Source organism: Pseudoalteromonas arctica (assembly GCF_012927645.1).
In the GTDB taxonomy this organism is placed as follows: Bacteria; Pseudomonadota; Gammaproteobacteria; order Enterobacterales; family Alteromonadaceae; genus Pseudoalteromonas; species Pseudoalteromonas arctica_A.
The window spans coordinates 67812-80882 of the sequence record NZ_JABBMT010000003.1; the positions used below are offsets into that span (position 1 = coordinate 67812).

General features: G+C 40.2%; 8 protein-coding genes and 1 pseudogene. 4 read left to right on the plus strand and 5 right to left on the minus strand.

The genetic code is table 11. The annotated features are described in order from the left end of the window. Positions 1-40: 40 nt before the first annotated feature. Both HHO47_RS03080 and HHO47_RS03085 read left to right on the plus strand, forming a co-directional pair. Positions 41-2920, plus strand: coding sequence for an insulinase family protein (locus tag HHO47_RS03080; protein WP_169018794.1), 2880 nt, complete (start codon positions 41-43; stop codon positions 2918-2920). A gap of 131 nt (positions 2921-3051) precedes the next feature. Further along, positions 3052-3468, plus strand: coding sequence for a DUF1801 domain-containing protein (locus tag HHO47_RS03085; RefSeq protein ID WP_248290906.1), 417 nt, complete (start codon positions 3052-3054; stop codon positions 3466-3468). 58 nt (positions 3469-3526) lie between these two features. Here the strand turns inward: HHO47_RS03085 and HHO47_RS03090 are convergent, their stop codons facing one another. Together HHO47_RS03090 and HHO47_RS03095 are read right to left on the minus strand one after the other, a co-directional pair. Next, positions 3527-5707: an OsmC domain/YcaO domain-containing protein gene (locus HHO47_RS03090; RefSeq protein ID WP_169018796.1), complete on the minus strand. Its 2181-nt coding sequence runs from the start codon at positions 5705-5707 to the stop codon at positions 3527-3529. Positions 5708-5944: 237 nt separating this feature from the next. Continuing rightward, a complete protein-coding gene (locus tag HHO47_RS03095) occupies positions 5945-6850 on the minus strand; it encodes an AraC family transcriptional regulator (RefSeq protein WP_169018798.1) in 906 nt (301 codons plus the stop codon). Between the two features lie 176 nt (positions 6851-7026). On the opposite strand from HHO47_RS03095, the gene exaC reads away from it, so the two are divergent. Together exaC and HHO47_RS03105 are read left to right on the plus strand one after the other, a co-directional pair. After that, entirely contained in the window at positions 7027-8547 is a 1521-nt protein-coding gene (gene exaC, locus HHO47_RS03100) for an acetaldehyde dehydrogenase ExaC (RefSeq protein WP_169018800.1), read from the plus strand. Positions 8548-8712: 165 nt separating this feature from the next. After that, positions 8713-10215 (plus strand): S41 family peptidase, encoded by a 1503-nt coding sequence (locus HHO47_RS03105; protein WP_169018802.1) that lies wholly within the window; start codon positions 8713-8715, stop codon positions 10213-10215. 351 nt (positions 10216-10566) lie between these two features. On the opposite strand, the pseudogene HHO47_RS03110 reads toward HHO47_RS03105, so the two are convergent. The 3 genes and pseudogenes from HHO47_RS03110 to HHO47_RS03120 all read right to left on the minus strand — a co-directional run. Continuing rightward, positions 10567-10794 (minus strand): annotated as a pseudogene (locus HHO47_RS03110) (catalase-peroxidase); the annotation flags it as partial. A 190-nt stretch (positions 10795-10984) separates the two neighbouring features. Continuing rightward, a complete protein-coding gene (locus tag HHO47_RS03115) occupies positions 10985-12325 on the minus strand; it encodes an L-cystine transporter (protein ID WP_169018804.1) in 1341 nt (446 codons plus the stop codon). 279 nt (positions 12326-12604) lie between these two features. Then, the gene (locus HHO47_RS03120) at positions 12605-13030 is read right to left on the minus strand and encodes a hemerythrin domain-containing protein (RefSeq protein ID WP_169018806.1); all 426 of its coding nucleotides are present in this window, start codon (positions 13028-13030) and stop codon (positions 12605-12607) included. Between the last annotated feature and the right edge of the window lie 41 nt (positions 13031-13071).

Sequence of the window (13071 nt, forward strand, 5' to 3'; positions counted from 1 at the left end):
ATCATTCAAACAACCAATAAGTACGGATCACATTCTCAATATGAAAAAAATAATTATTTTAAGCGCTATTGCTTTCGCAGTATTAAGTGGCTGCGGTACTACCACCACACCGGAACAGCAGCAAACGTCATTACTTTCAGATACGCTAGTAATAAGCCCCAACGATACTCGCCAATATAAAACTCTTAAACTTGCGAATGAGATTGAAGTCATTTTAGTCTCGGATCCAACTGCTGAAAAATCAGCTGCTGCATTAAGCGTAGGTGTTGGTTTATTACATGATCCAATTAGTCAGCAAGGGATGGCGCATTATTTAGAGCACATGCTGTTTTTAGGCACTGATCGTTACCCAGACACAAAAGGGTACTCTGATTTTATGACTAAAAACGGCGGCGCCCATAATGCTTATACCTGGTTAGATGTTACTAATTACATGTTTAAAGTAAATAACGATGCTTACGATGAAGCATTGGATCGTTTTGCTGACTTTTTTAAATCCCCTAAGCTTTACCCAGAATACACTGATAAAGAAAAAAACGCAGTAAACGCTGAATGGTCAATGCGTCGCGAGATGGATTTTTTTGGTCAGTTTAAACTTGCCCGACAAATGATGGGCGATCATCCAGCTAATCGTTTTTTAATCGGTAATCTTGAAACATTAGGTGATAAAGAAGGTAGCTCTTTACATAAAGAAACCGTTGATTTTTATAATAAATACTACTCTTCTAACATTATGAAAGTAGCAATGATTTCAAATCTACCACTGGCGGAAATGGAAGCGAAAGCACAAAAATACTTCGCTGATATTGAAGATAAAAAGATCGACAAACCAACGGTTACCACAAAGCTAGATTTTGATAACGTAGGTGGAAAACGGGTTCACTACGCGCCAAATGAAGATGTAAAAAAGCTACAACTTGATTTTACTATTACCGATAACAGCAACGACTTTGCCGTTAAACCTAACCGTTTTGTGGCGTACTTATTAAGCAATGAAATGCAAGGTAGCCCTGCGCAAATTTTGCGTGATAAAGGCTGGGTTTCACAACTTTCAGCTGGGGCAACACCAACCCAATATGGTAACTACGGTGCGCTGACAGTTAGTGTGCAATTAACTGATGAAGGCATGAAAAATCGTGAAACGATCGTTGCAACAATAATGCAATATATTGATTTGATTAAAAAAGAAGGTGTAGATAGTAAATACTTTAATGAAATTCGCACTTCACTTAATAATAGATTTCAATTTTTAGAAAAGGGCGATGAATTTGGCTATGTCAGTAATTTAACTGGTAGCATGCAAGATTATCCACTAAACCATGTTATTAATGCGCCTTTTTATTATGCTAAGTTTGATGCTGCTGCGATCAACAAGGTACTTGCGCAACTCAATGCGGATACTCTACGTATTTGGTATACCTCACAGCAAGAAGAAACCGATTCGCAATTACATTTTTACGATGGTAAATACCGCATTGAAGATATTAGTGATGCCGAAATTGCCAGCTGGAGTAGGCCAAGTCAGTTTGCCTTAGCATTACCCACGGTAAATCGTTTATTACCAGAGAGTTTTGCGATTAAAACGGCACAATTTGCAGAGCAAAAACACCCTAAGCGGGTATATGATAAAAATGGCGTAAAAGTATGGCGTCAAGCGAGTCAAAACTTTGCTGAGCAACCGAAAGGTTTGGTCGAAGTTTATTTAAATACCCCAGCTGCTCTGACGAATATCAAAGCTAAAGTACTTTATTCAGTATGGGCTGACTTATTTAACTTACAACAAAGCAAGCTAAGTACCGAAGCTGCCGTGGCTGGTATGAGTGTTGGCCTTGAAGCAAGTAACGGACTTACCCTTTCAATGAGAGGTTTTACCGATAAGCAAAATGTTTTACTCGCGCAAGCGCTAAAAAATATTAATGTGCAAGTAACTGAGCAAGGCTTTGCTCAAGCGCTTGATCGTTACCAACGCGACTTATTAAACGCCCAAAAACAATTTCCTTATTATCAAGCATTTGGTGAGTACTCTAAATTAATACGAACTGGTAGCTTTGACACTGATGCACTGATCAATACGGCAGAAGCATTAACCATTGCTGATTTTGAGCAGCTTAAACAGCATACCTTTGCTAATAACGAAATGCGGGTGTTCACTTATGGTAACTATAACCAATCAGATGTTGAAGCGATAGCTAAAGAGTTAACGGCAGTTTTACCTGCGGCGCATAAAACCACTGAATTTGCACGCAGTAAAGCATGGTTACCGCAGCCAGGCGAAACGATTGTCTTGCAAAAAGATATTGATGTGGCTGATGTAGCTATTATTGATATGACTGTACACCCGATTGCAGGCTATAAGCAAAAAGCGCAAGCGCAAGTCTTACAAGATCACTTTAGTACCGTCGCGTTTGACAAGTTACGTACTGAAGAGCAATTAGCGTATGCGGTTGGTGGCTTAGCACGGCCAATTGAAGACTACTCAGCGATTGGCTTGTTTATTCAAACTCCAGTAAAAGATGTAAAAACCATGCAAGCGCGTTTTGAAGAATTCAAAATGCAATATGCAGTAGAGCTTGATAACATGAGCAAAGAAACCTTTGCTCAACTTAAAAACGCCGTATTAGTATCGCTTAAACAGCAGCCTAAAAACCTTAGCGATGAAATGGAGCCACTGATTGGCGATTGGTATCGTGAAAACTTTGATTTTGATTCAAAGGATAAGTTAATCACTGAAGTTGAAAAAGTCACGCTTGCAGATATTAAAGACTACTACCAGCAAACTATGTTAAACCCACAAGCTGCACGTTTAAATGTACAACTTCGTGGTAGCAAATTTGCTGACAAACCGTTTGCAGATTTACCAAAGCAAACACTGGTAACAGACTTACAAGCGCACTTTAATGGTATTAAATTGCAAAAGTAATTTTAGCTTATTGAAACGTTAAAAAGATTAAAGCCCAAGCGATTTGCTTGGGCTTTTTTTAAACTTAATGGTTATAATTAATGACGCGAGACTTATCGGTATGAGCCAGTTGAATTATAAAAGGACTTACTATGTACTATAAGATGGATGTGAGTGTTGAACAGAAATTTACGACTTATCCTGACAATATTGCGCTGTTACTGCATGATGTTCGAAATTTAATTTTTGAGGTTGCTGAGCAAGATGGTATCACCGAGCTTGAAGAAACACTCAAGTGGGGTGAGCCGAGTTATATCTCAAAAAGTGGTTCTGTGATTAGATTTGATTATAAAGAAAAGTTACCGCAGCATTTTTGTATTTACTTTAACTGTAAAACCAAACTGATCGACACATTTAAAGAGTTGTATGGTGATACCTTTGTCTATCAAGGCAATCGTGCGTTGGTATTTGAGCTTAACCAAACACTGCCAAGCAAAGAGCTTGTGCATTGTTTGTCGCTGGCTCTGCGTTACAAAAAAATAAAGCACCTGCCAATGCTAGGTGCTTAAATTTATATAGGGTTTTAATAGTCAGTGTTGGCGCGAGTTTCTCTCGCGCTCATACTCTTTATTTAGCTTTTGCAGCGCGAGCAGCATGCAGTTTTTTATAGCTGTCAATTAAACGCTGATGACGCTCTAACCCTTCAAGTTGCATGTTAGTGGGTGTTAAACCATAAAACATAACATCGCCATTAATTGAACCGACCACGGCATCCATTACTTCTTGGCCAAACATGCGGGTGAAGCTGTGAATATAGTCTTCAATTTCTAAATCATCATTTAGCGCAACTTCTAAAGTCGCGTGCATTGCTTGGTAGAATAACCCGCGTTCAACGGTGTTATCATTAAATTGTAAGAAGGTTTCGACCAGTTCCATCGTCGCTTCTAAATCACCCAGTGCTAAGTAAATTAACAGCTTAAGTTCAAGAATGGTTAACTGACCCCAAACAGTGTTTTCGTCAAACTCAACGCCAATTAGGGTGATAATATCGGTGTAGTTATCAAGCTGGCTGTCTTCTAAGCGCTCAACTAAGTCGGCAAGTTGGTCTTCATCTAAACTGTGCAGATTTAAAATATCTTCACGGTATTTAAGGGCTTTATTGGTGTTATCCCAAATTAAGTCTTCAACAGGGTAAACTTCTGAATAATCAGGCACTAAAATACGGCATGCGGTGCCAAGGTCTGAAAATTCAGCAATATAAGCTTCTTTTCCTAACTCTTTTAAGATACCGAAAAGGCTGGCAGTTTCTTCTTCGTTAGTACCTGAAAAATCCCACTCTACAAAGTCATAATCGTGTTTAGCACTGAAAAAGCGCCATGAAATTTTACCGGTTGAGTCAATAAAGTGCTCAACAAAGTTTTCCGGCTCAGATACGGCCATGCTGTTAAAAGTAGGCTTTGGCACGTCGTTTAAACCTTCAAAGCTGCGACCTTGTAATAGCTCAGTTAAGCTGCGTTCAAGAGCGACCTCAAAACTTGGGTGTGCACCAAATGAAGCAAAAACACCGCCGGTTTTCGGGTTCATTAACGTCACGCACATCACTGGGAATTGCCCGCCTAGAGATGCGTCTTTCACAACAACCGGAAAGCCTTGCTCTTCTAAGCCTTTAATACCGGCAACAATACTAGGATATTTAGCAAGTATCGCTTCTGGTACGTCTGGCAATACCAGTTCTTGCTCAATAATTTGGCGTTTAACTGCACGTTCAAAAATCTCTGACAAGCACTGTACTTTAGCTTCGGCAAAGTTATTACCTGCACTCATGCCGTTACTTAAAAATAAGTTTTCAATCAAGTTTGACGGAAAATACACGGTTGCACCGTCAGATTGGCGAACGTATGGGATAGAGCAAATACCGCGCTCAACATTGCCTGAGTTAGTGTCGATTAGGTGTGAGCCACATAGTTCATCTTCAGGGTTGTAAATATTCAGCGTATAGTCGTCTAAAATACCTTCTGGTAGTGAGTCATCATCAGTGAGCTTAAACCATTTTTCATTTGGGTAATGTACAAACTCACTGTTGGCAATTTCTTCACCAAGGAATTGGTCATTATAGAAAAAGTTACAGTTTAAGCGCTCGATAAATTCGCCAAGGGCAGAGCATAATGCGCTTTCTTTGGTTGCGCCTTTGCCATTAGTAAAACACATCGGTGATGCAGCATCACGAATATGCAATGACCACACGTTTGGTACAATATTGCGCCATGATGAAATTTCAATCTTCATACCTAAATCGGCTAAAATCGCGGTCATATCTGTAATGGTTTGCTCAAGCGGTAAATCTTTCCCTAGAATAAAGGTGTTTTCACTGCCTTGAGGATTTGCCATTAACATGGCTTGTGCGTCGTTATCTAAGCTTTCTACCGCGTCAATTTTAAACTCAGGCTTGGTTTGAATAACACGCTTAACCGTACAGCGATCTACTGAGCGCAAAATACCGGTACGGTCTTTCTCAGAAATGCTTTCAGGAAGTTCAACCTGAATTTGGAAAATTTGGTTATAACGGTCTTCAGGATCAACAATGTTGTTTTGTGCAACTCGAATACCGTCAGTCGAAATATCTCGCGCATTACAATACACTTTTATAAAGTACGCAGCGCATAAAGCCGATGATGCTAAAAAATAGTCAAATGGACTTGGCGCAGAGCCATCACCTTTGTAACGGATTGGTTGATCAGCAATAACTGAGAAATCGTCAAACTTAGCTTCTAATCTAAGATTATCGAGAAAATTAACTTTAATTTCCATTGAATTGGTCCACCTTCGTGCGCACTAATAAGCAAGGCTTTTAAGTGTTTGAGCCAGATTTTATCAGTATATTTTCATTTGGCAGTAATTATCCGCTTTTTAGGGGAGTACATACAAGTAATAGTCACGGTTAATTTTAAAAGAGTACAGCTCGCGAGGGTAAAGTTAGTAAGGGTAAAGGCCAAAGTTGTTTTATCTGACTCCGTTACAATATGCTACAGACTGACTGTTTACATATTAATGCTTGTAGTGCTTAGGTGGTACGCCAAACATTTGTTTAAATAAACGGCTAAAGTGACTCGGGTTGGTAAAACCTAGTTCATAACAAATTTGACTCACTTGCTGGCCTGATTGCAGCAATTGTCGTGCTTTTTTCAATCGTAGTTGTTGTTGGTATGTAGCAGGGCTGAGTCCAAATGCGAGTTTAAATTGTTGATAAAACTTACTGCGACTCATGCATGCTATTTTGCATAACTTATCAATATCGAGCGTTTGGTTTAGGTTTTCAGCCATGAAATTAAGAGCCTGATTAAGGCTGCAGTTGATCAGTGGTTGCTGGCAGCTTGAGAGCATTAAATCGCGGCTTTGTTGCTGTAACAGCCGAGTGATTAATTCATTAACAGCCAACTCAATTAAATAATGACGATCTTGCTCGTTTTCACTGAATAAGCCAATCATACGATCCAGCAGCTGCTGAGTTTGTTGATTATGCTCGGCATGGATAAGTTTAGGGATGTATTGAAAAAAATCATCACTGCTTATTTGTTGCTGCATATTCAGTGCATCAGCGACTTGGCTAATTTTCTCTCGGCTTATTTCAATCGCTAAACAGGTGGTTGGTTGCTTAATTGACGCTTCTGGAAAATCAATCAACACACCTTGCTCTGGCGCTAGTACAAATGATTGCTGTGGTAAAAACTCTTTGTGATAATCACTGTCGCCAACATGCATGATTTTTTTACCACAGATCATGCCGCAAAATAGCAGTTCAGAGGAATGCAGCGCCACTTTTTGGGCATCCTGGTAGGTATCGTAAATACTCAATTCAGCGTTATCTGAGGCAAAAGTAACTTTGTTTTCGATAAGTACATCAACCGCTTGGCGCTGTTTGGTGAGCTTTTCTTTGGTTAAATAAGCTGCCATTTTACCTCACTTATAAGTCTGGACACACAGACACGTTTTTTGGACAGGTAAACAAGTTTGTATGCCTGTTATGCGCTAATGTCAATAAATGGCGGATAAACAACCAATAATCTCCCCGTCAACGTAATCAATTTGATTCAATTAAAAAGCAACAACTTGAATAAAGGATACACACAATGATCTATGCAAATCCTGGCAGCGACGGCGCACTTATTAACTTTAAATCTCAGTATGGTAATTACATTGGCGGGCAATGGCTAGAGCCTGTCAATGGCCAATACTTTGATAATATTAGCCCCGTTAACGGTAAAGTATTTTGTAAAATACCGCGCTCAGATAAAGCAGATATAGAACTTGCCCTTGATAAAGCTCACGCGGCAAAGGCTGCTTGGGGTACAACTTCAGTAACGGCTCGTAGCAATATTTTATTAAAAATTGCTGATCGAATAGAGCAAAACCTTGAGTTACTTGCAGTTGCCGAAACGTGGGATAACGGTAAAGCTATTCGCGAAACATTGGCGGCAGATATCCCTCTGGCAGCAGATCACTTTCGTTATTTTGCTGGCTGTATTCGTGCCCAAGAGGGCAGTATTGGTGAAATTGATGAGACCACAGTCGCCTATCATTTTCATGAGCCACTGGGCGTTGTGGGACAAATCATTCCGTGGAACTTTCCAATTCTAATGGCCGCATGGAAACTTGCACCAGCGCTTGCTGCAGGTAACTGTGTGATACTCAAACCGGCTGAACAAACACCAGCGTCTATTTTAGTGTTGATGGAGATCATTGGTGATTTACTGCCTGCTGGTGTGCTTAATGTCGTGAACGGCTTTGGTAAAGAAGCGGGCGAAGCGCTGGCAACCAGCACGCGTATCGCTAAAATTGCCTTTACTGGCTCGACCCCTGTAGGCTCGCATATTTTAAAATGTGCCGCAGATAACATTATTCCATCAACGGTTGAACTCGGTGGTAAATCTCCCAACATATTCTTTAATGATGTAATGGATAAGGACGACTCATTTTTAAGCAAAGCGATAGAAGGGGCTGTACTTGCTTACTTTAATCAAGGTGAGGTGTGCACGTGTCCGTCGCGTTTGTTTATTCAAGAAGATATTTACGAGCAGTTTATTGAGCGTATTTTACAGCGCACCTTACAAATTAAACGTGGCAACCCGCTTGATAGTGAAACCATGGTGGGGGCGCAGGCATCACAAGCTCAGTTTGATAAAATTCTTAGTTATATTGAAATTGGTAGAAAAGAAGGGGCAGAGGTACTCACTGGTGGCAATGTTGAGCAATTAAGTGAGGAGCTAAATGGTGGTTATTACATTCAGCCAACGCTGTTAAAAGGCACTAACGATATGCGGGTATTCCAAGAAGAAATTTTTGGCCCGGTGATTTCAATGTCGACTTTTAAAGACGAAGCCGAAGCGCTGGAACTTGCTAATAGTTCAGAGTTTGGTTTGGGTGCAGGCGTGTGGAGTCGTAATATGAACCGTGCTTATCACTTTGGCCGTAAGATAGAGGCGGGACGTGTTTGGACCAACTGTTACCATATGTACCCAGCTCATGCTGCGTTTGGTGGTTATAAAAAATCAGGCATCGGCCGAGAAACCCACAAGCTTGCTCTCGATCATTACCAGCAAACTAAAAACTTGCTTGTTAGCTACAGCGAAGATCCACTCGGCTTTTTTTAAAGACGGTTTAAGCATAGCTGTAATTTTATTGAGTAATGCAAAGCGTGGCCATTGGCTGCGCTTTTTTGTATATACTATGTCTTGTCCTGAAATGAGTTTACACATTTAGAACTTAGTTTGGTTTACTTAGGTATCAGTAAAATATAATAATTAAAAAGGATTTATATGACAAAGGTGATTAAATCGGCCCCTAAGATACTAGTGGTCGTTATGTCTTTACTAGCAGCCCATGTTTATGCACAAGGCGATGAAGCCAGCTCTATGGCGCATTTTCCGCTAACTGCATCGCAGTGGCAAGCTGTAACAGAGCAAGATATTCAATATGCTTACGCGCAAACAGTGGCGAATCATCCGGGTATGTTTGACAAGCTCAACCTTGATTTTCCAGAGTTGCTCGATAGTGCTAAATATCAAGCGCTGGAGCTTGCTAAACAAGTAACAACGCCTCAGGCCTATGCAGCTGCAATTGCGCGTTTTAATACCGTTTTGCAAGATGGTCATGCAGGAGCTGTGGCGGTTTTATCTAAAGAACTAAAGCAACCACGCCGCTGGCCTGGATTTTCGGCAGTATGGCGGGGAGATGGCTTAAAAGTGTATTACTCTGAGCATAGTCAAATTACTAAAGGTGACAAAGTAATACGCTGTAATAACACGCCAATTGAGCCATTAATGCGTAAAACCATTTTTAGTTTTCATGGTCAAGTTGAGCAGCCTGGCCATTGGTGGAATCAAGGGCGGCGGTTACTTATTGATGATGGCAACCCCTTTTTGCCTAAAATAAAAAGCTGCGATTTTGTCAACGTAAATGGAGCTACTTATAGTGTGCAACTTACGTGGTCTGTTCGCCCACAAAACGTTAGACAACATCTAGCGAATGCTTTTAATGGTGACGAGCTCCCAATCGGTCTTCATTGGGCAAATAAAGATATCGCATGGATCGCAATGCCAACATTTTCACCCAATGAGCAACAACAGGCTGATTATCGAAAACTATTTGCCGATTTAGCAAAGCAGCGCGTCCAGTTATTAACGGCCAAAGCGGTAATACTTGATCTTCGCCATAACCAAGGGGGATCTTCTTTTTGGAGTCTAAAAGTTGCAGAGCAGTTATGGGGGCAACAAATCGTTAGTTATCGTAGAGAAAAAGCGAACGCAAAAACTCAAGTTTGGTGGCGCGCATCAAAAGAAAATACCGAATATGTAGAGTCATTAAAGGCAGTTTTAAAAGACCAACCTGAAATGTACGAAATGGTAAAAGAAGTTTCTGCGGGCATGCAACTATCGCTAAATAAAGGTGATGCGTTTTACGTAGAGCATAATCAGCCTCCTGAGCAAAGTTTAGTTGAAGTAACAAGCAGCGACTTTCAAAATAAAGCGATAGTGATTGTACCAGGGCAGTGCGGTAGCGCCTGCCTGGATGCTGTTGATACCTTTAAGCTGTTTTCAAATACAGCGCTATTTGGCGCGCCAAGTAGTTCAGACTCTACTTATATGGAAGTAAGGTTAATCGATACACCTTCGGGGTTGAGTAAGGTGATTATTCCTAATAAAGTGTACGTAGACAGGCCCCGTGAAAAAGGATTCTATTATCAGCCAGATATTCCATATTATGGACTTGAATGGACAACTAAGGCTTTACTTAAGCAAGTTAATAGTTTGTTAGAGTAACTGTATTTGCTTGTTTAGTGAGCGTATTAAACAAGCTACTTTATTTAAACACAGGTTTTGACGGAGTATTTCGCAAACATAAAACCGGCAGGAGCTTTATTTATGAATCAATTAACAGAAAAAATTATCGCCTGCCCTTATTGTGGTGAGCATATAGATGAAGAGCTTTCAGTGACGGTTTTTAGTGATGACGAAGCTTATTGACTATCTTTATAGGCACTGACACTCAGCAAGGTTTGGGCAGTATGTTTAGCTGCAAAGCAATGCAGTAATATATAAAAGAGTATGATTAACCAACATAAAAAGCGCTGCAATTAATTGCAGCGCTATGGTTGCATTACTTAATGGTTATTAACGGTCTAAGTTCATTACTTTAGTCCATGCCGCAACAAAGTCTTCTACAAACTTTTGCTTTGATGTATCAAAGGCATATACTTCTGCAACTGCACGCAGCTCTGAATTTGAACCAAAGATAAGGTCAACTGAAGTGGCTGTGTACTTTTGCTCACCTGATTGACGATCAAAGCCTTGATAAATACCCGCATCTGATGACTTTTTCCAAACCGTAGACATATCAAGCCTAAATAACAAAGCAATGAAAAGAATATAGCAACGGGCTGAAATGTGTGTGCGAAATAAAGCGATTACTGCAATCTATAAATGTGATTAATTTTGTTTTAGCGATTAGATAAATGGATTGATTTTACGTAAGGCGGAGAGAGTAATACAGATAAAAAAGCCCAGCCAAAGCTGGGCGACTACAAAAAATCTAGTGCACTTTAATTAATTTACTCGTTATAACACCTGAGGTCATTGATCCTGATACGTTTAATGCGGTGCGTGCCATGTCTATTAATGGCTCGATTGAGATCAGTAACGCGACTATCTCAACCGGTAAGCCCATGGTTGGTAATACAACCAATGCAGCAAACGTTGCGCCACCACCTACTCCGGCAATGCCAAACGAACTTATAACAACAATGCCAATTAATGGTAAAATAAATTCGAATGTTAGCGGATCAATTCCTACGCTGGGTGCCACCATCATTGCCAGCATGGCTGGGTATATACCGGCACAGCCATTTTGGCCAATAGTTGCGCCAAAAGAAGCCGATAAGTTAGCTATGGCAGGCGGCACTTTTAGCTGGTTAATTTGTACATCCACATTCATAGGAATAGAGGCTGCTGAACTACGCGAACTAAATGCAAATGTGAGTACAGGCCAAATTTTTTCAAAATAATGCTTTGGATTAACGCCTACAAAGCTAAGCAATAAGCCATGCACAACAAACATCAATAAAATAGCCATATACGAGGCAACAATAAAGGCGAGTAAATTTAAAATATCGTTACTGCTAGAGTTTGCCACAACGCTTGCCATTAGCCCTGCGACGCCATAAGGCGTTAGCGCTATCACCATTCTTACTAAACTCATTACTATGGCTTGTAAGGCGTTAACGCCATTGCGAATTGGGTCTGCTAGCTCACTGCGTTCAAGCATCACCTTACGAGCGGCAATTCCTACAAGCACACCAAAAATAACGACAGCAATAATAGAGGTTGAGCGTTGGTTACTTAAATCAGCAAATGGATTTTCTGGAATAAAGCTCAATAGCATTTGTGGCACACTTAAATCGGCTACATTGGCGGCTTTACCTTCTAGCGTGCTCATTTTTGCGGCCTCACGGGTTCCCGTAACTAAGCCTTCAATACTTAAATTAAATCCATAAGTCACGGCAATACCAATTAAGGCTGCAATTGCCGTAGTAAAGAGTAAAACAGCAATACTAATAAACGATATTTTGCCCAAAGAGCCTTGGTTTTCGAGTTTTACCACGGCGGCAATCATAAACACCAATACCAATGGCATGATGATCATTTTTAGTAGCCCAACATAGCCTTTACCAACAATGCTCACCCAACTTAAAACATCATTAATAGACTCTGGGGAGTGGGAAAATAAAAATTGTAAGGCTAAACCAAAAGCACTACCAACAACTAAGCCAAATAAAACAGTGCGAGATAAGGTGTTACTTTTTTGCGAAACAAGATAAATCGCAAACAGCAAACCGACAAATAATGCCAGCATTAATAATACAGCAAGCGACATAGTATCCTCTTTAAAGCTGTGAATAAGCGCGGCACTTTAGCGTTTTGTATCGGCTTACGAAAATACACTTTTGATATGTCATAGAACAAATTGATATGTACTAAGTAACCAAGGTGGATGGAGCATTAGCACTAAAAAAACCAGCGTTTAATGCTGGGCTTAATTAATTTAGTACAGTTTGCTTAGCCAAGTATTGACTGTTAGGTGTCTAATAAATGCAAATGTATAGAGTTGTTGCTATTTAGAGAGCTTTATAAATTAAAGCGGCACATACAGCAGTTAACTCATCGCATCATTATACTTTTCGGCTAGACTTTCTTTTTGACTTTCGGTTAGTGCTTTACCGGCTAGTTGAAATACTTCATGCTCTTCTTCCGCAAGATGGTGATGTACAAGATGATGTAATTTCTTTGCGGTCACAAGCCACGCTGGTGAGCTCATATCAGTTTCTTCAAGTTGCTCAATCAATTCATCAAGTTCATGATGCTCTGCAATACTGTGACGGGCTTTTTCATGGGTTAAATCATCAAACATTAAAGGGTTATAGAAATAACGCTCTTCAAATTTCGCATGCTCTTCTAGCTCATTTTTTAAGTTATCCATAAGCGATTGGCGGTTCGGTGAATCTCCATGCGTTTCAATAAGGGCATCAACCAGTGAACGTTGTTTATCGTGATCATTACGTAATGCTTCAAAAATATTCATGATTTATCCTTGCTTTGCTCATTTATAAGTATTGAAGCAAG